Below are 23,331 nucleotides of genomic sequence, written 5' to 3' on the forward strand. Positions count from 1 at the left end.
CCTCCCCGCCGGTGGCTGCGACGGCCGCGCCCCGCTGCCCGGGCGGGTGGCCCCCCCCCCGCGCCCCCCCCCCCCCCCCCCCCGGCACCGGGCTCCGCACTCGTCTGCGTCGGGTGCAGGTGGGCGACCGCCGGCAGCCCGCCGAGCGGTGCGGGGCCGCGATTGTGCAGCCAGTACCGCGCGTACAGCGGCTGGGCGGCCTCGGCATCCGGGGCCAGGACGCCGGCGTCGGCCGCGGCCCGGGGCGCGTCGATGCGGGCCAGCACGGTCGCCACCTGGTAGCCGTGCAGCTCGACCGAGGACACGGGTTCGGGATTGGCCTCCAGCAGATCGGCGCGCCGAAGGTCGCGCAGCATCGCGACGTCGGAGTCGACGACGACGGGCGTGCTGGCGCCGCTGGTCTCCACCAGGCGCAGCGCCACCGCGTGCGGGTCGACCGGCGCCGCGCTGCCCGCGGTGAGCGGATTGCCGGCGGCCTTGAGGGCGCCCAGCTGTACCGATTCGGGCTCGACGCGCAGCAGCGATCCCGCCGGCGCCGGCGCTTCCCCTTGCCGGCCCGGTGTGACGGCGAGCAGCGGCTGGGAGAACTGCGCGCTGCGGGTGGGGATCCCCGCCCGCCGCCAGTCGCCCGCCCCGCTGACCAACGCGTAGTCGAAGGCGTGGGTCCAATGCTGCAGTTGGAAGTTAGAGCCGTCCGGCGCGGTGCGGCGCGGGTCGTCGATCCAGATGCCCGACGGCCAGCCGGTGCAGGACCGCATCAGCCCGGTGTGCAGGGTGCCCTCGGTGTCGACGGCGAAGCTGGGCACGCCGCGGTTGAGCAGGGCGACGGTGCGGTCCTCGAAAGCGTCCGTCCCCGAGGGTGGTCGCTGCGTCACGGCGATCTCGGCGTCGCCGAGGTCGCCGGCCACCGCCGCGATCGCCGCCCGCAGGTCGTCCTCGTCGCGGCCGTCGATGACCAGCACCGGCAGCGCCCGCGGCGATCGCAGGTCGGCGTCGGGCACCCACACCGCGTCCAGCGGCGTCTCGGCCGGCACCCACACCAGGGCCCGGCCGGTCGCCGCCAATTGACGCTCCGGCTCGTCGGCGTACTCCGGGGCGTCGGCCAGCACGGCCGCGGCGAACGCGTTGCGAGCCGGGCCGCCCAGCGCGATGCGCGCGTCGGGCAGGTTCGAATCGACCTCGAGGTGTCCGTAGCGCGCCTTGCCGGCGGCGCTGCAGGTGGCCGTGACGCCGGCGCGCACCAGCGCGACCATCAACTCCCGGGCCAGCGGCCCGGCCATCGCCTCGGTGGGCGACACCACCTCGGCGACCGACACCGCCCGCACGCCGGTGCCCGACACCCGGATCCGGGCCGCCGAGGACAGGCCGAACCAGCCGTACGCCGGGTTGTCCAGGGTCCACAGGTGCCGGGCGGTATCCACCGCGTCGGGTCCGTCATGCAGCAGCGCGAAACCGCGGCCGACGACGGCGTCGCCCACCTCGCTGACCGGCATGGCGCCGGGCACCGGGCACGGCCAGCGCAGTCGCACCAGCTGGTCGGCGCCGCTGAACTCGTCGATGGTGGTGCGGCAGTCCACCCGCGCGACGCCACGCCACAGGGTCAGGGTCTGGGTGTAGCGCAGCAGCGTGCCGATGCGGCCGTGCACCACCACTCGCTGACCCAGCGGCCCGTGGAAGGCCTGCACCCGCGCCGGCTCCGCGGACGAGCACACCACCGGCCCCTTGGGCAGCAGGTGCCACGGGCCCTCGCCCTGGCTCGGGTGCGCCGGGTACTCCTCGTAGACGGCGAGCTCGTTGCCCACCCGGCCGTCGGCCATCAACTCGCGGCCGTCCTGCAGCAGCGAGGTGACCCCGCCGCCACGCTCCGGGTCGACGCGGATGCGGTAGTGCTCGTTGGCGATCGCCCATCCCGCGACCGGTTCCCAGCCGGCCGCCTCGCCCCGGTCGGGGTCGGGCACCAGCCGGTATGCCCGCCACCCCAGCGACGGCACATCGCGCGCCAGCCAGCTGACCGACCGGCCTTCGTGCTCGACGTGGGCCGCCAGCTCGGCGCCGTCGGAGTCGAGCACCCGCACCCGGGCGCCCAGCGGCGGGTCGAGGCGGGCGGTGACGATGTCGGTGCGCCGGCAGGTCAGCGGATTCCACACGATCACGTCGCCCGCGCCCGAAGCGACCTCGCCGGACAGCAGCTCTAGCGAGTTGTCGCGGGCCACGCGGCCCAGCTGCCAGGCGTCGCGCCAGCCGGTCAGCAGATCGAGGTACACCTGGTCGGATTCCGAGCCGGTGATGGCGTCGTGATGCGCGCCGTAGACCAGCTGCACCCACGCCTTGGCCAGGGCGGCCTGCGGGTAGGGGGCGCCAGTCAGCAGCCCGGCGAACACCGCGAATCGCTCGGCCTGCAGGACGGCGTTCTCGGCGGCCCGGTTGGCCTGCTTGGTGTCGATGTAGGAGACGTCCTTGCCGGTGTAGATCGGGTTCATGTCCCGGGTCTGCGGCGATGGTTCTCGAGGCGCGTAGCGCCCCTCCGCCAACTCGGCGCGCACCGCCGCGAAGAACTCGCACGGCAGTGCGCACACGAAGCGCGGCCAGGTGTAGCGGGCGGCCCAGTCGCGGTGGATGTCGGTGACCCACTTGTTGGGCGGCGTGTAGTCGGTGCCGACGGGCAGCAGCACGTTGCGGGTCAGCGCGACCTTCTTGAGCTGATCGAACAGCCGGTACGTGGCCTCCTCGGCCTCGCCCAGCGACGCCGCGGAGTCCATCCACCAGCCCGCCGAATAGTGCGCGGGCATGTAATGGGTGAGCAGGCCGCGGCCCGACGGCGAGATCCACTCGAACTCGCTGGCGAACTGCATGCGCTCGACATCGCCGTCGCCCAGGGCCGGGCCCCACTGGTGGTGTGGTCCCCTGGCCCACGAACTCGACGTCAGGCCGGCGTCCGCGGCCATCCCCGGGAATTGCGGATCGTGGCCGAACACGTCCAGCTGCCACGCGGTGGCCGGGTTGGCACCCATGACGTGATGCTGAAAACCCATGCCGTGCACGAGGTTCCGAATCGTCGTTTCCGGACTGGTGAGGTTGGTGTTGGGTTCGTTGTAGGTGCCGCCCATCACCTCGACGCGGCCCTGGCCGATGAACCGGCGCAGGTCGGCCCGGTCGTCGGGGCGGGTGTCCCAGTACGGCTTGAGGTAGTCGACCTCGGCCAGCACGAACTTGTACTCGGGGTCGCGGCGCGCCATCTCCAGATGCGCGTGCACCAGGTCGAAGCCGTTGCGCTGGCGGGCCCGGCCCGGCGGGTCCTCGGTCCACTCGCTGGTGTAGGCGCCCTGGGTGTTCCACCACACCGGGTCGTAGTGGAAGTGGCTGACCATGAACATGGTCCACCCGGGCTCGGCGACGGTGAACTCGAAGGGCAGCCGCTGACCGCCGGCGTGGGCCCGCGCGGGCCGGCGCTGGCCGACGACGGCCTCGTCGACGCTCACGGCGACCTCGACGACCTCGCTCCCGGGCTCGGCGACCGCGCGTCCGCGCAGGCCGCGGCCGTCGATGCGGACCGGCGTGGGTTCGGCGCATTCGGAAACGGTGACGCGGACCAGCTGCAGCGGCGCGTCCGAGGGCCCGACGAAGAGCTCGGTCGGCTCGGCGTCGATTATCCGCATGCCGAAACCACCTGCATCCCCGCACCTTACGGCGCGCGCGACCTAGGATCGACCAATGCCCGCACTCGCCCCGCCGGTGGCCGACGAACGCAGCGCCCTGCGCGGATTCCTGGCGTTTCACCAGAGCGCGTATTTCGCGGTCAGCCATGACCTCACCGACGACCAGGCCCGGTCGACGCCCTCGGTCAGCGCGCTGTCGATCGGCGGGCTGATCAAGCATGCGACCGGGATGCAGCGCAGCTGGATGGCGCGCGTCGCCGCCGCGCCGGAGGCGCCGGCGAAAGACCCGCGCCCGTTCGAGCAGATCGCCGCGGAGTTCGCCGACCAGCACGTGATGCGGCCCGACGAGACGCTGGCCGGGCTGCTGGGGGCGTTCGAGGCGCAGAACGCGGCCTCGCTGCGGCTGGTGGAGACCGCCGACCTGGACGCCGCGGTGCCCGTTCCGCGCGACATCCCGTGGTTTCCGAAGAACCAGGAAGCCTGGTCGGTGCGCTGGGTGATCCTGCACGTGATCAACGAGCTGGCCCGGCATGCCGGACACGCCGACATCATCCGCGAGACGATCGACGGCGCGACGATGTACGAGTTGATCGCCGCGCGGGAGGGCTGGGCAATTGAGGGCTGGGTGCAGCCCTGGAAAGGCGGGGACGGCGGCGGGCGCCCGAGTTAGAGGATTGGGACTCATCCGGGCGATTTGGCACACTGCACAGATGAGCTCCGCCAAACATCGAGAGGGCGCCAAGCTCGACCGGGTGCCGTTGCCGGTCGAAGCGGCCCGGGTTGCCGTGACAGGTTGGCAGGTCACCCGCACCGCCGCTCGCATCGTCACCAAGCTGCCGGGCAGGGGTCCGTGGCAGCAGAAGGTGATCAAGCAGCTCCCCCAGACCTTCGCCGACCTGGGACCGACGTACGTCAAGTTCGGCCAGATCATCGCGTCGAGTCCCGGCGCGTTCGGCGAATCGCTGTCCCGGGAGTTCCGCGGTCTGCTCGACCGGGTGCCGCCCGCCGACCCCGACGAGGTGCACAAGCTCTTCGTCGAAGACCTCGGCGGTGACCCGTCCGAGCTGTTCGCCAAATGGGACGAGACGCCGTTCGCGTCGGCGTCCATCGCGCAGGTGCACTACGCGACCCTGCACAGCGGCGAGGAGGTCGTCGTCAAGATCCAGCGCCCGGGCATCCGCCGCCGGGTCGCGGCCGACCTGCAGATCCTCAAGCGTTTCGCCCAGGCCGTCGAGCTGGCCAAGCTGGGCCGCCGGCTGTCGGCGCAGGACGTGGTGGCCGACTTCTCCGACAACCTGGCCGAGGAGCTGAACTTCCGACTGGAGGCGCAGTCGATGGAGGCTTGGGTGTCGCACCTGCACGCCTCCCCGCTGGGCCGCAACATCCGGGTGCCGCAGGTGTTCTGGGACTTCACCAGCGACCGGGTGCTGACCATGGAACGGGTGCATGGCATCCGCATCGACGACGTCGCCGCCATCCGCAAGGCCGGCTTCGACGGCACCGAGCTGGTCAAGGCGCTGCTGTTCTCGCTGTTCGAGGGCGGGCTGCGGCACGGGCTGTTCCACGGCGACCTGCACGCCGGCAACCTCTACGTGGACGACCAGGGCCGCATCGTTTTCTTCGACTTCGGGATCATGGGCCGCATCGATCCCCGCACCCGCTGGCTGCTGCGCGAGCTGGTGTACGCGCTGCTGGTCAAGAAGGACCACGCGGCGGCGGGCAAGATCGTCGTGCTGATGGGCGCCGTCGGCACCATGAAGCCGGAGGCCGAGGCCGCTAAGGACCTGGAGAAGTTCGCGACCCCGCTGACCATGTCGACGCTGGGCGACATGTCCTACGCCGACATCGGCCGGCAGCTGTCGGCGCTGGCCGACGCCTACGACGTCAAGCTCCCCCGCGAGCTGGTCCTGATCGGCAAGCAATTCCTCTACGTCGAGCGGTACATGAAGCTGCTCGCGCCCAAGTGGCAGATGATGTCGGATCCGCAACTGACGGGCTATTTCGCGAACTTCATGGTCGAGGTCAGTCGCGAGCACTCCTCCGACGTCGAGGTATAGGAGCTTCTCTGGTGCAGGTCCGCACGGGGCATGCCATTTCCGGCGATCTGAAGCTGTACTACGAGGACATGGGCGACATCGACGACCCGCCCGTCCTGCTGATCATGGGCCTGGGAGCCCAGCTGCTGCTGTGGCGGGTCGCGTTCTGCGAGCGGCTGGTCGGCCACGGCCTGCGGGTCATCCGGTACGACAACCGCGACGTCGGCCTGTCCAGCAAGACACAGCACCGCAGCTCGGGGCAGCCACTGGTGATCCGGCTGCTGCGGTCCTGGCTGGGTCTGCCCAGCCGGTCGGCGTACCGGCTGGAAGACATGGCCGACGACGCCGCGGCCGTGCTGGATCACCTGGGCATCGACGGCGCCCACATCGTGGGTGCGTCGATGGGCGGCATGATCGCGCAGATCTTCGCCGCCCGATTCCGCGAGCGGACCAGGTCACTGGCGGTCATCTTCTCCAGCAACAACGCGCCGCTGCTGCCGCCGCCGGCCCCCCGCGCGCTGCTGGCGCTGCTGAAGGGGCCGCCCCCGGACTCGCCGCGCGAGGTGATCATCGACAACGCGGTGCGCGTCGGCAACATCATCGGCAGCCCGCGCTATCGCGTGCCCGAAGAACAGGCCCGCGCCGAGGCCGCCGAGGGCTACGACCGCAACTACTACCCCCAGGGCGTCGCGCGGCATTTCGGCGCCGTGCTGGGCAGCGGCAGCCTGCGCCGCTACAACCGCGAGACCACCGCTCCGACCGTGGTGATCCACGGCCGGGCCGACAAGCTGATGCGGCCGTTCGGGGGGCGCGCCGTGGCGCGGGCCATCGACGGCGCCCGATTGGTGACATTCGACGGAATGGGTCATGATCTTCCACAGCAGTTGTGGGATCAGGTGATCGGCGTGCTGACGAAAAACTTCAGCAGGGCCTGGTAACCAAAAACATTCGGTAGAAACGCATCCCCGTGATTTTCCGTCCATGTGGCAGGGCTGTACCGTTGGCAGAGAAGGGTGGGTGTCCCAAATGGCCAAGCTGAAGCCGTATTACGAAGAGTCGCAGGCGACCTACGACATTTCGGACGACTTCTTTGCGCTGTTCCTCGACCCGAACATGGTCTATACCTGCGCCTACTTCAAGAACGACGACATGACCCTGGAAGAGGCGCAGCTCGCCAAGATCGATCTGGCGCTGGACAAGATGAAACTCGATCCGGGCATGACGGTGCTCGACGTCGGCTGCGGCTGGGGCGGCGCGGTGGTTCGCGCACTCGAGAAGTACGACGTGAATGTCATTGGCATCACGCTGAGCCGCAACCATTACGCGCGCACCAAGGCGAGGCTGGAAGCGATCCCGACGACGCGGCGCGCCGAGGCCCGGCTGCAGGGTTGGGAAGAGTTCGACGAGCAGGTCGATCGGATCATCAGCTTCGAGGCGTTCGACGCGTTCAAAAAGGAACGCTGGCCCGCGTTCTGGGACTGGGCCTATAAGACCCTTCCCGAGAACAGCCGAATGTTGATGCACAGCATTTTCACGCATCCGCAAACCTACTGGCATGAGCACGGCATCACGATCACGATGTCGGATCTGCGATTCTTGCGCTTCCTCGGCAAGGAAATTTTCCCCGGCGGGGGCATGTGCGGCGAGCCCGATATCGTCGACAATTCCCGGGCCAGCGGATTCTCGCTGGAGCAGACGCAATATCTGCAGCCGCATTACGCGCGCACGCTGGACACCTGGGCGGCCAATCTCGAGGCCAATCGCGAGCGCGCCATCGCCGTCCAGTCCGAAGAGGTCTACGACCGCTACATGCGCTACCTGACCGGCTGCGCGGAGCTGTTCCGCAAGGGCATCTCCAACGTCGCCCAGTACACGCTCACCAAGTAGCGGTGGGCTGGGTGGACGCGAACCCGCCCACCCTGGAAAAGTAGACTCCGTATCCGCGGTCGGGCCCGCGACGCGCACCCGCACCCTTTTTCAAAAATGCGCCTCGATGTTGGGTATCGTTGCAGGTCAAACGCGACCCCTCCGATGCGTGCGCGGGTTGTAGGAAGTGAACCTCAGCGGAGGAGAACAGGACGAAAATGGCTGATCAACCGACTAGCCCGACGAAGACGCGGACGCGTTCGGAGGACATCCAGGCGCACTACGACGTCTCCGACGACTTCTTCGGCCTGTTCCAGGACCCGTCCCGGATCTACAGCTGCGCCTACTTCGAGCGCGACGACATGAGCCTGGAAGAGGCCCAGTACGCCAAGATCGACCTCAACCTGGACAAGCTGGACCTCAAGCCGGGCATGACTTTGCTGGACATCGGGTGCGGGTGGGGCACCACCATGAAGCGCGCCGTCGAGCGATTCGACGTCAACGTCATCGGCCTGACGCTGTCCAAGAACCAGCACGCCCGCGCTCAGGCGTTGCTCGATTCCATCGACACCGGCCGGTCGCGCCAGGTCCGCCTGCAGAACTGGGAGGACTTCAACGAGCCCGTCGACCGCATCGTGTCGATCGAGGCCTTCGAGCACTTCGGCCACGAGAACTACGACGATTTCTTCAAGCGCACTTTCGGCATCATGCCCGACGACGGCCGGATGACCGTGCAGAGCAGCGTCAGCTACCACCCCGACGACCTGCGCGCCCGCGGCAAGAAGCTGAGCTTCGAGACGGCGCGATTCATCAAGTTCATCATCACCGAGATCTTCCCGGGCGGTCGGCTGCCGTCCACCCAGATGATGGTCGATCACGGCGAGAAGGTGGGATTTGTTGTGCCCGAGCCGCTTTCGCTGCGACCGCACTACGTCAAGACGCTGCACATCTGGGGCGACACCCTGGAGTCGAACCGGGACAAGGCCATCGAGGTCACCTCCGAAGAGGTCTACAACCGCTACATCAAGTACCTTCGCGGCTGCGAGCACTACTTCGGCGACGAGATGCTCGACGTCAGCCTGGTGACCTACCTCAAGCCGGGCGCGGCCGCCTGATTCGCGCCGCCTGTCGGATTAGCGCTGCGCGGTTCGTCGAGTAGGTAGAGAGTGGAGCAGACGGCTCCGCTCACTATCGGAGGTGACGAACATGCAGTACTTCGCCCTGTTGATCAGCAAGGAATCCGAACGTACGCCCGACGATCCCGCCACCGCGATGGCGGCCTGGGAGAGCTTCCACGCCAAGGCCGGACCGGCGATCAAGGCCGGTGACGCGCTGGCCCCCGCCGCGGCTGCGGCGGTGATCACCGGCGGCCCGGACGCGCCGACCGTCACCGACGGCCCCTTCGCCGAGACCGCCGAGGTGGCGTGCGGCTACTACGTCTTCGAGGCCGAAAACCTGGACGAGGCGCTGGCACTGGCGCGTGACGTCCCGATCGCCGCGTTCGGGGCGGTGGAGTTGTGGCCGGTGGTCCACTCGATCGAGCCGACGCGCGCCCTGACCGGCAACGACTGGCTCGCGCTCCTGCTGGAACCGCCCGCCACCGCCCACACGCCGGGCACCCCCGAGTGGGAGGCGGTGGCCGCCAAGCACGCGGATCTGCACGCCGCCGCCGGTGATCGGGTGCTCGGCGGGGCGGCGCTGCACGACCGTTCCACCGCGACGACCGTGCGGGTGCGTGACGGCGAGGTCCTCATCACGGACGGCCCCTATGTCGAGGGCGCCGAGATCGCGACCGGCATCTACCTGCTGGGCGCCAGCGACCGCGACGAGGCGATCAAAATCGCGTCGATGATCCCCGCCTCGACCGTGCAGCTGCGCCAACTGGCGGGCGTCTCCGCCCTGTAGCGGATGGCCAACCTGGACGGCGTCTTCCGCCGGGAATGGGGCCCGGCCGTGGCCGCGCTCGCGCGGTGGTCGGGTGACCTCACCGTCGCCGAGGACGCCGTCCAGGAGGCCTGCGCCGAAGCGCTGCGCACCTGGCCGCGCGACGGCGTGCCCGAAAGCCCGGGCGGCTGGCTGGTGACCGTCGCCCGTAACCGCGCCCGGGACCGGCTGCGCCGCGAAACCGTGCGCCCCGGAAAGGAATTGGCGGCCGTGGTGGACGACATCAGGGCGCGCACCGATCGCACCGATCCGCATCCGGTACGCGACGACGAGTTGCGGATGATGTTCACCTGTGCCCACCCGGCGCTGGACCGGCAATCGCAGTTGGCCCTCACCCTGCGGTTGGTGTCCGGTTTGACCGTCGGCGAGATCGCGCGGGCGCTCCTGCAGTCCGAGGCGGCCGTCGGTCAGCGAATCACGCGCGCCAAGAACAAGGTTCGGCATGCCAACATCCCGCTGCGGGTGCCGCCGGCCGAGTTGCTGCCCGAGCGCACGCCGCACGTGTTCGGTTGCGTCTATTCGGTATTCACCGAGGGCTACTGGTCGACCGCGGGCCCGTCGGCCATCCGCGACGACCTGTGCGACGAAGGGATCCGGCTGGGCGCCGAGCTGTGCGCGCTGCTGCCCGACGAGCCTGAGGCGCACGCCCTGTCCGCCCTGATGCTGCTGCACGATTCGCGCCGCGCGACCCGGGTGGACGACACCGGAATGCTGGTGCCGCTGGAGGACCAGGACCGACGCCGCTGGGACCGGGACCGCATCTCACGCGGGCTTGAGCGGTTGCGTCGCGCCCAGGGCTCCACGGGCGCCTACCTGCCCCAGGCCGTGATCGCCGCGCTGCATGCCACGGCACCGTCCTGGGAGCGGACCGACTGGGCGACCATCTGCGTCGCCTACGACCGGCTGTTCGCGTTGACCGGCTCGCCGGTGGTGGCCGCCAACCGCGCGCTGGCGATCGGATTCCGCGACGGTCCCGACGCGGGCCTGGCCGCTTTGGACACGGTGGCCCCCGATCCGCGGCTGACCCGGTCGAACCTCGTCGCGATCGTGCGCGCCGACCTGCTGCGGCGCGCGAACAGACCCGCCGATGCGCTGCCTTGGTATCGAGAGGCGTTGGAGTCCAATGGATCCGACCCCGGCCGCGCGTTTCTGCGGCGGCGCATCGCCGAGTGTGGGGGTTAGCCCTCCGCGAAGTTGCGGGTGACGGCCGGGTCCACCGGGATGCCCGGGCCGGTCGTCGTCGAGACCACGATCTTCTTCAGGTAGCGCCCCTTGGAGGCGGACGGCTTGAGGCGCAGCACCTCGTCCAGCGCGGCGCCGTAGTTCTCGGCCAGCGCCTTCTCGTCGAATGACGCCTTGCCGATGACGAAGTGCAGGTTGGCCTGCTTGTCCACCCGGAAGTTGATCTTGCCGCCCTTGATGTCGGACACGGCCTTGGCGACGTCGGGGGTCACGGTGCCGGTCTTGGGGTTCGGCATCAGGCCGCGGGGACCGAGCACGCGGGCGATGCGACCGACCTTGGCCATCTGGTCCGGGGTCGCGATCGCGGCGTCGAATTCCAGCCAGCCGCCCTGGATCTTCTCGATCAGGTCGTCGCTGCCGACGATGTCGGCGCCGGCGGCCTGGGCCTGCTCGGCCTTGTCACCGACCGCGAACACCGCGACACGGGCGGTCTTTCCGGTGCCGTGCGGAAGGTTGACCGTGCCGCGGACCATCTGGTCGGCCTTGCGCGGGTCGACGCCGAGCCGGATCGCCACCTCGACGGTGGAGTCCTGCTTGCTCGACGACGTCTCCTTGGCGAGCTTGGCCGCCTCCAGCGGGGAGTAGAGGTTGTCGCGGTCCACCTTTTCGGCGGCGGCGCGGTATGCCTTGCTGTTCTTGCTCATCGATCAATCCAATCTGGTGTTGGGTCGTGGTTAACTCGGGCCGAAGCCAGCCCTCCCACGGTCTTTGCCGGTTATTACTCGACGGTGATTTTGCGTCGATTCGGACTACTCGACGGTGATGCCCATCGACCGGGCGGTGCCGGCGATGATCTTGGCGGCGGCGTCGATGTCGTTGGCGTTCAGGTCGGCTTTCTTGGTCTCGGCGATCTCCTTCACCTGGTCCCAGCTGACCTTGGCGACCTTGGTCTTGTGCGGCTCGGCCGATCCCTTGCCCACGCCGGCGGCCTTGAGCAGCAGCTTGGCGGCGGGCGGGGTCTTGAGCGCGAAGGTGAAGCTGCGGTCCTCGTAGACCGTGATCTCCACCGGGATGACCTGGCCGCGCTGGTTCTCCGTGGCAGCGTTGTATGCCTTGCAGAACTCCATGATGTTGACACCATGCTGACCGAGCGCGGGCCCGACCGGCGGCGCCGGGTTGGCCTGCCCCGCCTGGATCTGAAGCTTGATCAGCCCGACGACTTTCTTCTTCGGGGCCATGAGATTGTGCTGTTCCTTCCTGGTTTACGCCCGGCGTATGCGCCGGTTAGAGCTTGGAGACTTGGCTGAAGGTCAATTCGACCGGGGTTTCGCGGCCGAAGATCGACACCAGCACCTTGAGCTTCTGCTGTTCGCCGTTGACCTCGCTGATGGTGGCCGGCAGCGTCGCGAACGGGCCGTCCATGACTGTCACCGATTCGCCGACCTCGTAGTCGACCTCGATGGCCGGGCGTTCCAGCCCGCCGACCTCGGCGGCGGCGGCCGTGGTGGCCGCACCCTTGGCAGCCTTCTTCGTCGCGCCGCGCGGCAGCAGGAACTTCACCACGTCGTCGAGCGTCAGCGCCGACGGACGCGAGGTCGCCCCGACGAATCCGGTGACGCCGGGGGTGTTGCGCACCGCGGCCCACGAGTCGTCGGTCAGGTCCATGCGCACCAGGATGTAGCCGGGCAGCACCTTGCGATTGACCTGCTTGCGCTGACCGTTCTTGATCTCGGTGACCTCTTCGGTGGGCACCTCCACCTGGAAGATGTAGTCACCGACATCGAGGTTCTGCACACGGGTTTCGAGGTTGGCTTTCACCTTGTTCTCGTATCCCGCGTAGGAGTGGATGACATACCAGTCGCCGGGCTTGCTGCGCAGCTCCGCCTTGAGCGTGGCGGCCGGGTCGGCCTCTTCGGCCGACTCGTCGGGCGTCTCGGCGGCCTCGGCCGTCTCGTCGGCAGTCGCCTCGGTGACCTCAGCGGCTGCAGAGGTGTCGGTGGCCTGCGCCTGTGCGGCCTCGTCCACGTCGACCGCTTCACCCGCGGACGGGTCACCGTCGAAGGTAGTCACGGTTTGAGTCCTCTCTGTCACTCGCTCAGCCGAACACCAACAGCACCAGCTTGGTCAGGCCGAAATCCGCCAGGCCGACCAGCGCCACCATGAAGGCCAGGAAAGCCAGCACAACGGAGGTGTAAGTGAGCATCTGCTTGCGGTTGGGCCAGATGACCTTCCGCATCTCTGCAACGACCTGCTTGAGGTAGTTGTAGACGAACACGAAGGGGTTGACCCGATGGTCGCCGGCCTTCTTGGGCTTCGCGGCCTTCTTGGCCTTGGCGCCCTTCTTGGTCTTCTCCGGCGCGGCGGCCTCGGCGTCGTCCGCCGACTCGGCGTCTTCGCCGGCCTCGACGGCCCGCTGCCGGGACCGCTTGCCCGTGGGGCGCTGTGGCCGCGTCACCACCGCCGTCCGACCGCCGCTCGCGCTGCCGTCCTCTTTGTCAGTGCCGTCGCTTGCGGCGTCGTTGGCAACGTCGCCTTCGTCGCTCACCGCATGCTCCTTTGTTTGCTCGTACCCCGAAAGCCGTCCCATCTGTGGCGGCACACACTTCCAGTGTCCACCATGGCACATCCCTCGTTGTCCGCTTCCTCCTCAGGCCGTCCCGGCCTGCATCGTCAGCGGACGTTCGTCTTCAGCAGGGGCGACAGGACTTGAACCTGCAACCTGCGGTTTTGGAGACCGCTGCTCTGCCAGTTGAGCTACGCCCCTTCGCGGTTGGCAGGCCAACCTGCGCTTACCTACCGGGGCTCACATGACACGCGCGCCTTCCGATTGCTCGACTCACGGAAAGCGCGCTAATGCTGGGAAAACCCCGAGGACCGAGTGTACATCGGCGCGCGAGCCAGATACTAATTACGCCGTTCTGACGACCTGGCCGGACTCCGGGTCCCAGCGCAGGTTCGCGGAGTTGTCGGCGTACTGGCTCATCAGCGTGGTGTAGGCCTCGAGGACCACCTCACCATGCTCGTTGGTGCAGATGTTCTTGGTGACCACGATGTCGGCGCCGAAACGCTCGTCCACCGACTGGATGTCCATCCGGGCCCACAGCTTGTCGCCGGCCTTGATCGGCTTGGAGAACACGAACCGCTGGTCGACCTGGACGATCACCAGCGTCTCCATGCCGATGTCGACGTGCCGGAAGAAATCGAGCTGGACCAGCTTGGCGAAGATGGTCCCGTAGGTCAGCGGCGCGATGATCGCGTCGTGGCCGAGGTCGGCGGCGGCGTCTTCCTCGTAGTGCGCCGGGTGGCGGTTTTTGATGGCAAGGGCGAACTGGCGCAGTTGTTCCCGCCCCACAACGAAGTAGTCCGGGTAGCGCCAGATCATCCCCCTGATGTCTGTTTTGAGCGCCATGGGCTATGCGAGTATTGCGGACGCGATGGCCCTGCCGAAGATCTTCTTGCCGCCGGTGGTGGCCGTGAGCGCGATGGTCACGGACTTTGTCTCGGGATCGGCGGACTTGACCCGGCCGTTGAAGACCAGCTCGGCGCCCTTGCCGTCGTTGGGTACCGGCACCACGGCGGTGAACCGCACGTTGTACTCGGTCACGGCACCCGGGTCGCCGATCCACGCGGTGACGTAGCCGCCGCCGATGCCCATGGTCAGCATGCCGTGCGCGATCGCGGTGTCCAGGCCGACGACCTTGGCCATCTCGTCGTCCCAGTGGATCGGATTCAAGTCGCCAGAGACCCCCGCGTAATTCACCAGATCCTGCCGGGTCAGCGGGTAGGTCTTCTCCGGAAGCAGGTCACCCACCTTCACCGAGCTGAACTCACGCAGTGGCATCAGTAAATCCCTCTTCTCCATCCTCGCCGGCACGGCCCGCCAGGGTCGTGTAGGTCTCTTGCACGACGTCACCGGCCTCGTTGGTGATGACGTTCTTGGTGACGATGATCTGGGTGCCGTGCGTCGTACGCATCGAGTCCACAGAAACGTCGCAGTACAGCTTGTCCCCGGCCACGAGCGGTGCGAAGTACTTCAGCACCTGGTCGACCTGAACGATCTGTGCGTCGTGGACGGCGATGTTGGCGTACTTGAAGAACGCCGTCTGCGCCTGGTAGCCGAACACGCAGACGAACGTCAGCGGGGCGAGCAGCCCCTTGTAGCCGAGTTCGGCCGCCGCCTTCTCCTCGAAGAACCAGGCGTCGTGGTTCTGCACGGCCGTCGCATGTTCGCGGATCTTCTCCCGCTCCACCTCGTAATGATCGGGGTAGCGGTAGTGCATCCCGACGATGCTCTCGCTTAACGGCACGGTTCTTAAACTACCTAGTCAATCGGAGTAAACGCCCGCGGGTGACCGCTAGCGTGTCTCCCGATGCGCCTGGTGCTTACCGCAGTTGGGGCAGAACTTCTTCAGCTCCAGCCGGTCCGGGTCGTTCCGGCGGTTTTTCTTGGTGATGTAGTTACGGTGCTTGCACACCTCGCATGCCAAGGTGATCTTCGGCCGTACGTCAGTACTGGACGCCATGACGGTTCTCTCTCGATTCCTTCAAAGAAAAAGCTGTGTTGTTGTGTTGTAGCGATGGCCGGACTCGAACCGGCGACCTAACGATTATGAGTCGTTCGCTCTAACCGACTGAGCTACATCGCCTCTGGCCACCCCTTTTTGGGTCGGGGCCGCCACGCCTGCTCGGCGTCCGCCGAGCCCCCTAACGGAATCGAACCGTTGACCTTTTCCTTACCATGGAAACGCTCTACCGACTGAGCTAAGGGGGCCGTTCACCCGAAGCGATCTCCTCCGCGCGGGCCTAAAAGAGGGTACAGCCTGGCTCGCAGCGGAACCAAACCACGGTCTTACGAAGCTCCACCGCCGTTGCGGTGAGGTTGCCAGGCACTGAGGTCACTGAACTCGTCGTAAGCGTCGTCCTGTTCGACGGAATCGCCATCGTTGAGCAGTGTCCGCAACGCGAGGTTGACGGCCTCGCGCGCATCGAGGAGATGAAACCGGCGGATCGCCTCATCGACCAGATCGACGTCGACCTCGATTTCGACCTTCTTCTTCATGCGCCAACAGTACCCACTGGATACCGGCCGAAGCGGGCCCGAAACGGCGGTGTCGCGCCGGGTCCTAGTCTGGTCACGTGCCCGAGGACCGGCTGTACTTTCGTCAACTGCTCTCCGGCCGCGACTTCGCCGCCGGCGACATGATCGCGACGCAGATGCGCAACTTCGCCTACCTGATCGGCGACCGGCAAACCGGTGACTGCGTGGTCGTCGACCCGGCCTATGCCGCGGGCGATCTGCTCGACGCGCTCGAGGCCGACGGCATGCACCTGTCCGGCGTGCTGGTGACCCACCACCACCCCGACCACGTGGGTGGATCGATGATGGGATTCGCGCTGGCGGGCCTGGCCGAACTGCTGGAGCGGACACCGGTGCCCGTGCACGTCAATACCCATGAGGCACTGTGGGTTTCGCGGGTCACCGGGATAAGCCTGGGCGACCTGACGTCCCATGAGAACCATGACAAGGTCAGCATCGGCGACATCGAGATCGAGTTGCTGCACACCCCGGGCCACACGCCGGGCAGTCAGTGCTTTCTGCTCGACGGCCGCCTCGTCGCCGGCGACACGCTGTTTTTGGACGGCTGCGGGCGCACCGATTTCCCCGGCGGGGACTCCGACGAGATGTACCGCAGCCTGCAGCGGCTCGCGACCCTGCCCGGCGACCCGACGGTTTTCCCGGGCCACTGGTATTCGGCGGAGCCCAGCGCCTCGCTCTCGGAGGTGAAGCGTTCCAACTACGTGTACCGTGCCTCGAACCTCGATCAATGGCGGATGCTGATGGGCGGCTGAGCCGCACGGGGATCGTTCGGTAACACCCATCCAACGGCCGCCCCTGTGATATAAGCGGAGGGTGTATTCCACGGGTTGGATCCAGGACAGCTGGCATGATGTCACGCACGCCGGGTCCAGCACCTGGATAGCGTGGGCAGCGTGGGCGGCGATCGTCCTGGCGATCGTCACGCTGATTTTCACCAACAGCCAGATCAACCGCAATCGCCGCGCGGCGGCCGAGCAGACCCGCCCCCAGGTCGCGATGTTCATGGAGCCGCATTCCGCCGACTGGCACGTGATCGAGCTGGTGGTCCGGAATTTCGGCCAAACCGCGGCCTACGACATCGGGTTCTCCTTCGACAATCCCCCCACGGTGGCCGAATACGAGAACGCCACCGACGGCTACGCCGACGTCGTCGAACTGCGGCTCCCCCGCGAGTTGCCGACGCTGGCGCCCGGGCAGGAGTGGCGCATGGTGTGGGATTCCGCGCTCGACCGCGCCGAGATCGGCAGCGGCATCGAATCCCGCTTCACCGGCACCGTGACCTACTACGACCGGCCCGCGCGACCGCAGGGCCGGCGGTTCTGGGAGCGGGAGCGCTCCCCGCTGCACACCGACGTCGTGCTGGACTGGGACGCCCTGCCGCCCGTCCAGCGCATCGAGTTGATGACCAGCCATGACCTGGCGAAGCGGGAGAAGGAAAAGCTGGAGCTGCTGCGCGGCCTGTTGACCTACTTCCACTACGCCAGCAAGGAAACCCGCCCCGAGGTGTTCCGCAGCGAGATCGAACGGATCAACGCCGCGGTCCGGGAAACCCAAGACAGATGGCGCGTGCGCCAACTCGAAGAGCCCACCGATGTGAGCCTGCGCTGGAGCAACGCCGAAGACGACCTGGGCAAGCACCGCAGCCAGCCCGCCTGACGGCAAGGAGCTACCGATGAACGCCCCGGTCCACTACAGCGTCAAGGACTCCATCGCCGTCATCAAGATGGACGACGGCAAGGTCAACGCGCTGGGCCCCACCATGCAGCAGGCCCTCAACGACGCGATCGACACCGCCGAGGCGGACAACGCCGCGGCGCTGGTGATCACCGGAAACGATCGGGTGTTCAGCGGCGGCTTCGACCTGAAGATCCTGACTTCCGGCGAGGTGCAGCCCGCGATCGACATGCTCCGCGGCGGGTTCGAGCTGGCGTATCGCCTGCTGTCCCTGCCCAAGCCGGTGGTGATGGCGTGCACCGGCCACGCCATCGCGATGGGCGCGTTCCTGTTGTCGGCGGGCGATCACCGGATTGCCGCGCACGCCTACAACATCCAGGCCAACGAGGTCGCCATCGGCATGGTGATCCCCTACGCCGCGTGCGAGATCATGAAGCTGCGGTTGACGCCCTCGGCCTACCAACAGGCCGCCGGGCTGGCCAAGACGTTCTTCGGTGAAACCGCGCTCGCCGCAGGCTTTATCGACGAGATCGTGCTGCCGGAGGTGGTGGTCGACCGCGCCGTAGAGGCCGCGCGGGAGTTCGCCGGCCTGCATCAGCGCGCCCACGCCGCCACCAAGTTGCGCACCCGGGCCGACGGACTGGCGGCCATCCGCGCCGGCATCGACGGGATCGAAGCCGAATTCGGGGTGTGAGCCGCGCCAGCGCGTCCGCCCGAGCCGGTTTCGCGGGCCGCTGCCGGGGAAGTCACCGGAATGGCCATAGATCGCATCGCGGATCCCTGGGGAACGCGAACCCCCTACGGACCCGGCACGCGGTGGCCGGAGCGCATCGACACCTACCTGGCCGACGGGGTCACGCCCGAGTCGGTGGACCGCTGGGTGCAATCGGCGGCGGTACTGCATTCCAACGGCGACGGTTTGGACATCGCCGTCAAGGACGGGCGGATCGTGGGCGTGCGCGGGCGCGCCGTCGACCGGGTCAACCATGGGCGGCTCGATCCGAAGGATCTGTTCGGCTGGCAGGCCAACGCCTCGTCCGACCGGCTCACCACACCGATGATCCGGGTCCGCGGCGAGCTGAAGCCGTGCGACTGGGACACCGCGATGCAGCGAATCGTGAACCACACCAAGGACCTACTCGACAGCTACAGCCCCAGCTCCATCGGGTTCTACACCTCCGGCCAGTTGTTCGCCGAGGAGTACTACACCCAGGGGGCGATCGCGCACGGGGCGATCGGCACCAACCACGTCGACGGCAACACCCGGCTGTGCACGGCGACGGCGGCCGAGGCGCTCAAGGAATCGTTCGGCTGCGACGGGCAACCGGGGTCCTACACCGATGTCGACCACGCCGACGTCATTGCGTTATTCGGGCACAACGTCGCCGAGACGCAGACCGTGCTGTGGGCGCGGATGCTGGACCGGCTGGCCGGCCAATCGCCGCCGGCGATCGTCTGCGTCGACCCGCGGCTCACGCCGGTGGCACGGCAGGCGACCGTTCACCTGGCCCCGCTGCCGGGCACCAACGTGGCGTTGATGAACGGCCTGCTGCACGAGATCATCGGCCACGGCTGGATCGACCGGGACTACATCGACTCGCACACAGTCGGTTTCGACGAACTGCGCGGCCGGGTCGAGGAGTTCCCGCCGGAGCGGGCGGCCGAGATCTGCGGTGTGGCCGCCGACGACATCCGGCGGGCGGCGCGGCTGCTGGGCACGGCCGAGCGGTTGATGTCCACCGTGCTGCAGGGCTTCTACCAGTCCCACCAGGCGACCGCGGCGTCCGTGCAGGTCAACAACATTCACCTGGTGCGCGGCATGCTGGGCAAGCCGGGCTGTGGGGTGCTGCAGATGAACGGGCAGCCGACCGCGGAGAACACCCGCGAGTGCGGTGCCGATGGCGACTTGGCCGGCTTCCGTAACTGGGCCAACGACTCCCACATCGAGGAGCTGGCGAAGCTCTGGAACCTCGAGCCCCTGCAGATTCCGCACTACGCTCCCCCGACCCATGCGATGCAGATGTTCCGCTTCGCCGAGGAGGGAACGTTGCGGATGCTGTGGGTCACCGCCACCAATCCCGCGGTGTCGCTGCCGGAGCTTCGCCGGATCCGCGACATCCTGTCGCAGGAACGGCTGTTCCTCATCGTCCAGGACATCTTCCTGACCGAGACGGCCGCGCTGGCCGACGTGGTGTTGCCCGCCGCGGCGTGGGGCGAGAAGACCGGCACGTTCACCAACGCCGACCGGACCGTCCACCTGTCCGAAAAGGCCGTGGAGCCACCGGGTTTCGCGCGCTCCGACCTCGACATCTTCCTGGATTACGCGCGCCGGATGGACTTCCGCGACTCCGACGGCCAGCCGTTCCCGCCGTGGACGGATGCGGAGTCGGCGTTCGAGGCCTGGAAGAAGTGCACCGTGGGCCGACCGTGTGATTACACAGGACTGAGCTATGCCAAGCTGCGTGGCGGCAGCGGCATCCAATGGCCTTGTAACGCAGAGCATCCCGACGGCACCGAGCGGCTCTACGCCGACGCGGAGTTCTGGGCGACCCCCGACTACTGCGAGGCATACGGCAAGGACATGATCACCGGCGCGCCGCTGCAGCCCGACGAGTACCGCTCGATGAACCCCTTCGGCAAGGCCATCATCAAGGCGGCCGAATACGTGCCCCCGCACGAGCGGCCCAGCTCCGAGTTTCCGTTCGCGTTGACCACCGGTCGCACCGTCTACCATTTCCATACTCGCACCAAAACCGCTCGGGCACAGCAACTTCAGCAGGCCGCCCCCGAGGTGTGGGTCGAGGTGTCCGAACACGACGCCCAGCGCCTGGGCATCGGCGAGGGCGACCTCGTCGAGGTGAGGACGCCGCGCGGCTGTGTCGCGTGCGCCGCGCGCATCTGTGGCATCCGCCAGGGCGTGCTGTTCGTGCCCTTCCACTACGGCTACTGGGACACCGATGACAAGAGCCATCATCGGGCCGGCAACGAGATGACGCTGACCGATTGGGATCCGGTGTCCAAGCAGCCGATCTACAAGACGGCCGCCGCGCGGCTGCGCAAGGTCGGGGTCAGTCCGCCCGACCGGAACGGGCACGCGCCCACCACCGCGGCGCCAGCCAACGGATCGGTGCCGGCGACGGTGGGCGGCAAGTTGGCCGGCGTCACCGAGGTCGTCGCCACGGGAGGGCGGCCATGAAGCTGAAGTTGGCGATCCGCGAGCTGCACCGCTCCGAACGCAAGCTGGCCCATGAGTTCAATGTGGTGGCGGCGCGCCACCACAGCGACCAGGACATCTATCACCTCGCCCGCGACATGGCCCGCTGGTCGCAGGATCACGTCAGCGAGCTGGCGCGGCACGGCCGCCACCACGGTCTGCGCCTGTCCGCCGACCCGCGGACCCGCGCAATCACCGGTTTTGTGCAGTCGCGGATGAGCGGCCTGCTGCGGCACCGTCCGGAGCCGGGCCTGGCGCTGCTCGCCGACCTGCGCCGGCTGCACCGCCTGTCGGCGGGTGTCTCGCTGGACTGGGAGCTTCTGGCCCAGGGCGCGCAGGCCGCCAAGGACTCCGAACTGCTGAGCCTGACGTCGCGCTGTCACCCCGAGACGTTGCGCCAGATGCGCTGGGCCAACGCGATGCTCAAAGAGCTTTCCCCGCAAGTGTTGATGAACTGAAACGGCGAACGCGGTGACTGCCACTGGCCGCCACCGCGTTCCCTTCGCCTCCTCGAAGGCCAGTGTGGCACGCGCCCGCCGTGCCGTCACGCCACTCGAGTGACCTCGTGTCAGCCCTTCGCCTCGACCCATTGATAGGGAAGGAATTTCCCGTCGAACGTCACGACGACCCGGTCACCGGACGGGTGCGGTTTCTTCTGCACGTCGAGGCTGAAGTTGATGGCGCTCATGATGCCGTCGCCGAACTGTTCGGCAATCACCTCCTTGAGGGCGCCGCCGTACACCTGCAGGGCCTCGTAGAAGCGGTAGACGGTGGGGTCGGTGGGGACCGCGGTGGGCAGGCCGCCACGCATCGGGGTCGCGGCCAGCACCGGCACCACCGAGTCGTCCAGCTTCAACTTCTTCGCCAGAACCTTGGCCTGCTCGACCGGGATCGGGTGCTGGCCGAGCAAGGCCGCCGTGGTCCACAGCAGCGGCCTGTCAATCGCGTCGGCCAACTGTTGCCACGTCAGCCCCTCGCGCAGCCGGGCGATGACGACCTGTTCGGTGATTTCGGTTCTGTTCATGGCCCCAAGCATGCCCGCCGGATCTCACTCCGGCTTGGTCGCGGTGACCAAGCGTGTGGAGAACCACGGGCCGCCGTACCACATCCGCCAGCCGAGGTTGCGCCGGCGCACGTCGCGCCAGCCGAGTTCGCGCAGCCGGGCGGCGTGTTGACGCGTCTCCCAGAGGTCGGCGATCGCGAGCCGGCCCCCGGGCCGCAGCACGCGCACGGCTTCGTCGAGCGCGCGGCGGCGGCCGGCGTGACCTGGAATGTTGTGGATGGCCAGGTTGCTCACGATCACGTCGACGCTCTCGTCGGGCAGCGGCAGCGCGGTCATGTCGGCGGTGTGCAACTCGATGCGGTCGGCGACGTCTTCGGCCACCGCGTTGCGCAGCGTGGCCTGCTCGGAGTTGTCGGTCTGGTCGGCCTGCCACAGGTCGACGCCGATCGCGCGGCCCCGCGGCAACCGCTTGGCCGCGGCCAGCAGCACCGCGCCGCGCCCGCAGCCGAGGTCGAGCACGGTTTCGTCGCCCGCGAGTCGCAGGTCGCGCAGAACCCGTTCCCAGACAACGAATTTCCCGGCCCGGGTGGCGTACATGTACAGCACCGCCGTACCCACGATCCCCGCGGCGGAAACCGCGGCCAATGCCGCCCGCAGCGGCTTGCCGCGTGCCCAGCTGATACCCGCGAACGCGGCCAGGCCGGCGGCTTGAGCGCCGATGCCTATCGCCTGCGCGCGCGCTGAGACGGTGTGAAAGGAACCGTCGACCCCGTAATCGCCCTGGCGGTCATGCACGCCCATCACCTTACGACTCGACAAGCCGCCGAAGGTTTTTCGCAGTGCCGATCACCAACGGCCGTGGTGCACGACCTCGGCGAACGGCCGCCGGTTCGGCTTGCGAATCGGGGTGAGCGGGCGATCGGCGGGATAACCGACGCCGAGCAGGAAGGCCACCAGGTATTCGTCGGGCACGCCGAGGATCGCGCGCGCCTTGTCCTGGTCCCCCACCGACGAGTGGCCGGTCCCGATGCCCAGGTCCGTGGCGGCGATCATCATCGCCATGGTGGCCTGGCCGACGTCGTAGTTGTCGGTGATGACCCGCCGCTCGTCGGGCGGCACCGGAACCACGATGGCGATCGCGGCCGCGGCTGCGGCGATGTGGCCCGCACCCCGCCAGACCGTGGCCAGCTCGGCCAGCTGGTCGCGGTCGGTGACGATGACGAAGTCCCACGGCTGACGGTTCTTAGCCGACGGCGCGCGCCAGCCGGCCTCGGCAATGCGGTCCAGGTCCTCGGCCGGCACCTGCTTCGGTTGGTACTCCCGCACGTTGCGACGTGCGCAGAGCGCGTCCCAGGCTTCCATCTGGCTCCCTCCAGCGACTGTTTTCCCGGATCAACCGGCGTAGGATCGGGTGAATTCCCACGCAGGGATTGCGCGTTCGCCCGTAGTCTAGCTCCGGCAAGTGTGAGTGGACGGGTGCCAACGCAGCCAAACGCCTTGGGCCACAGTTAAACACAATCATTTCTGCAAGGGCGGCCACCACCGCGGTGGCCATGCGACGCCGGATCGATCCAGTTTGCCCGCACCGCCGCCCGGTTTGGTCGCCACGTTTCCGGGAAGTCGTGGTGAACCAATCGAGCGGCGGTCTCGTGAACAAC

At 68.0% G+C, this 23,331-nt stretch carries 24 protein-coding genes, 3 tRNA genes and 1 pseudogene; 12 read left to right on the forward strand and 16 right to left on the reverse strand.

The window, feature by feature from the left end; translation table 11 throughout:
• Positions 1-3,656 (reverse strand): glycoside hydrolase family 38 N-terminal domain-containing protein (locus ACYQ8K_RS08885; protein ID WP_459968090.1); only part of this gene is annotated, 3,656 nt, incomplete at its 3' end.
• 76 nt (positions 3,657-3,732) lie between these two features.
• Here ACYQ8K_RS08885 and ACYQ8K_RS08890 point away from each other — a divergent pair.
• From ACYQ8K_RS08890 to ACYQ8K_RS08920, 7 genes are all read left to right on the forward strand, one after another.
• Positions 3,733-4,326 (forward strand): DinB family protein, encoded by a 594-nt coding sequence (locus ACYQ8K_RS08890; protein ID WP_459968173.1) that lies wholly within the window; start codon positions 3,733-3,735, stop codon positions 4,324-4,326.
• A 40-nt stretch (positions 4,327-4,366) separates the two neighbouring features.
• A complete protein-coding gene (locus tag ACYQ8K_RS08895; RefSeq protein WP_459968091.1) occupies positions 4,367-5,713 on the forward strand; it encodes an ABC1 kinase family protein in 1,347 nt (448 codons plus the stop codon).
• A 68-nt stretch (positions 5,714-5,781) separates the two neighbouring features.
• The gene (locus tag ACYQ8K_RS08900; RefSeq protein ID WP_459968175.1) at positions 5,782-6,630 is read left to right on the forward strand and encodes an alpha/beta fold hydrolase; all 849 of its coding nucleotides are present in this window, start codon (positions 5,782-5,784) and stop codon (positions 6,628-6,630) included.
• 88 nt (positions 6,631-6,718) lie between these two features.
• Complete coding sequence (locus tag ACYQ8K_RS08905) at positions 6,719-7,579, forward strand: cyclopropane mycolic acid synthase family methyltransferase (RefSeq protein WP_459968093.1); 861 nt, start codon at positions 6,719-6,721, stop codon at positions 7,577-7,579.
• 197 nt (positions 7,580-7,776) lie between these two features.
• Entirely contained in the window at positions 7,777-8,673 is an 897-nt protein-coding gene (gene mmaA4, locus ACYQ8K_RS08910; RefSeq protein WP_459968095.1) for a hydroxymycolate synthase MmaA4, read from the forward strand.
• Between the two features lie 91 nt (positions 8,674-8,764).
• A complete protein-coding gene (locus ACYQ8K_RS08915; protein WP_459968097.1) occupies positions 8,765-9,463 on the forward strand; it encodes a YciI family protein in 699 nt (232 codons plus the stop codon).
• Between the two features lie 3 nt (positions 9,464-9,466).
• A complete protein-coding gene (locus ACYQ8K_RS08920) occupies positions 9,467-10,684 on the forward strand; it encodes an RNA polymerase sigma factor (RefSeq protein WP_459968099.1) in 1,218 nt (405 codons plus the stop codon).
• On the opposite strand, the gene rplA is transcribed toward ACYQ8K_RS08920, so the two are convergent.
• From rplA to ACYQ8K_RS08980, 12 genes are all read right to left on the reverse strand, one after another.
• Complete coding sequence (gene rplA / locus ACYQ8K_RS08925) at positions 10,681-11,388, reverse strand: 50S ribosomal protein L1 (protein ID WP_459968100.1); 708 nt, start codon at positions 11,386-11,388, stop codon at positions 10,681-10,683. The two genes, ACYQ8K_RS08920 and rplA, sit on opposite strands and share 4 nt — an antisense overlap.
• 105 nt (positions 11,389-11,493) lie before the next feature.
• Entirely contained in the window at positions 11,494-11,922 is a 429-nt protein-coding gene (gene rplK / locus ACYQ8K_RS08930; protein WP_007767860.1) for a 50S ribosomal protein L11, read from the reverse strand.
• Positions 11,923-11,968: 46 nt separating this feature from the next.
• Positions 11,969-12,754, reverse strand: coding sequence for a transcription termination/antitermination protein NusG (gene nusG, locus ACYQ8K_RS08935; RefSeq protein WP_459968102.1), 786 nt, complete (start codon positions 12,752-12,754; stop codon positions 11,969-11,971).
• Between the two features lie 25 nt (positions 12,755-12,779).
• Positions 12,780-13,229, reverse strand: a complete 450-nt coding sequence (gene secE / locus ACYQ8K_RS08940) for a preprotein translocase subunit SecE (RefSeq protein ID WP_459968104.1) — start codon at positions 13,227-13,229, stop codon at positions 12,780-12,782.
• Between the two features lie 146 nt (positions 13,230-13,375).
• Positions 13,376-13,448 (reverse strand) — tRNA-Trp (locus ACYQ8K_RS08945).
• Positions 13,449-13,592: 144 nt separating this feature from the next.
• The gene (hadC, locus tag ACYQ8K_RS08950; protein WP_459968106.1) at positions 13,593-14,093 is read right to left on the reverse strand and encodes a (3R)-hydroxyacyl-ACP dehydratase subunit HadC; all 501 of its coding nucleotides are present in this window, start codon (positions 14,091-14,093) and stop codon (positions 13,593-13,595) included.
• Between the two features lie 3 nt (positions 14,094-14,096).
• Entirely contained in the window at positions 14,097-14,525 is a 429-nt protein-coding gene (hadB, locus tag ACYQ8K_RS08955) for a (3R)-hydroxyacyl-ACP dehydratase subunit HadB (protein ID WP_065029975.1), read from the reverse strand.
• Complete coding sequence (gene hadA / locus ACYQ8K_RS08960) at positions 14,512-14,991, reverse strand: (3R)-hydroxyacyl-ACP dehydratase subunit HadA (protein WP_459968109.1); 480 nt, start codon at positions 14,989-14,991, stop codon at positions 14,512-14,514. The genes hadB and hadA overlap by 14 nt, the downstream gene beginning before the upstream one ends.
• Before the next feature lie 48 nt (positions 14,992-15,039).
• On the reverse strand, positions 15,040-15,207 hold the full coding sequence (rpmG, locus tag ACYQ8K_RS08965; RefSeq protein WP_003898538.1) for a 50S ribosomal protein L33: 168 nt from the start codon (positions 15,205-15,207) through the stop codon (positions 15,040-15,042).
• A 49-nt stretch (positions 15,208-15,256) separates the two neighbouring features.
• Positions 15,257-15,330 (reverse strand) — tRNA-Met (locus tag ACYQ8K_RS08970).
• Between the two features lie 52 nt (positions 15,331-15,382).
• A tRNA-Thr gene (locus tag ACYQ8K_RS08975) sits at positions 15,383-15,455 on the reverse strand.
• 78 nt (positions 15,456-15,533) lie between these two features.
• A complete protein-coding gene (locus ACYQ8K_RS08980) occupies positions 15,534-15,743 on the reverse strand; it encodes a type II toxin-antitoxin system VapB family antitoxin (protein ID WP_459968137.1) in 210 nt (69 codons plus the stop codon).
• Between the two features lie 77 nt (positions 15,744-15,820).
• Here ACYQ8K_RS08980 and ACYQ8K_RS08985 point away from each other — a divergent pair, with 77 nt between their 5' ends.
• The 5 genes and pseudogenes from ACYQ8K_RS08985 to ACYQ8K_RS09005 all read left to right on the forward strand — a co-directional run bounded on the left by ACYQ8K_RS08985 (position 15,821) and on the right by ACYQ8K_RS09005 (position 21,128).
• Positions 15,821-16,534, forward strand: a complete 714-nt coding sequence (locus tag ACYQ8K_RS08985) for an MBL fold metallo-hydrolase (protein WP_459968139.1) — start codon at positions 15,821-15,823, stop codon at positions 16,532-16,534.
• A 61-nt stretch (positions 16,535-16,595) separates the two neighbouring features.
• Positions 16,596-17,458, forward strand: a pseudogene (locus tag ACYQ8K_RS08990) (hypothetical protein).
• A complete protein-coding gene (locus ACYQ8K_RS08995) occupies positions 17,455-18,150 on the forward strand; it encodes a crotonase/enoyl-CoA hydratase family protein (protein WP_459968141.1) in 696 nt (231 codons plus the stop codon). Before ACYQ8K_RS08990 ends, ACYQ8K_RS08995 begins: the two are co-directional and overlap by 4 nt.
• A 60-nt stretch (positions 18,151-18,210) precedes the next feature.
• Positions 18,211-20,652 (forward strand): molybdopterin oxidoreductase family protein, encoded by a 2,442-nt coding sequence (locus ACYQ8K_RS09000; protein WP_459968143.1) that lies wholly within the window; start codon positions 18,211-18,213, stop codon positions 20,650-20,652.
• Positions 20,649-21,128, forward strand: coding sequence for a hypothetical protein (locus tag ACYQ8K_RS09005; RefSeq protein ID WP_459968145.1), 480 nt, complete (start codon positions 20,649-20,651; stop codon positions 21,126-21,128). Before ACYQ8K_RS09000 ends, ACYQ8K_RS09005 begins: the two co-directional genes overlap by 4 nt.
• 110 nt (positions 21,129-21,238) lie before the next feature.
• Here the strand turns inward: ACYQ8K_RS09005 and cynS are convergent, their stop codons facing one another.
• From cynS to ACYQ8K_RS09020, 3 genes are read right to left on the reverse strand one after another with little or no spacing between them, the layout of a single operon-like run.
• A complete protein-coding gene (gene cynS / locus ACYQ8K_RS09010; protein ID WP_459968147.1) occupies positions 21,239-21,694 on the reverse strand; it encodes a cyanase in 456 nt (151 codons plus the stop codon).
• Between the two features lie 24 nt (positions 21,695-21,718).
• Entirely contained in the window at positions 21,719-22,468 is a 750-nt protein-coding gene (locus tag ACYQ8K_RS09015; RefSeq protein ID WP_459968149.1) for a class I SAM-dependent methyltransferase, read from the reverse strand.
• Positions 22,469-22,519: 51 nt separating this feature from the next.
• A complete protein-coding gene (locus ACYQ8K_RS09020) occupies positions 22,520-23,035 on the reverse strand; it encodes a nitroreductase family protein (protein WP_459968151.1) in 516 nt (171 codons plus the stop codon).
• Positions 23,036-23,331: the final 296 nt, after the last annotated feature.

This window comes from Mycobacterium sp. MUNTM1 (genome assembly GCF_054660795.1).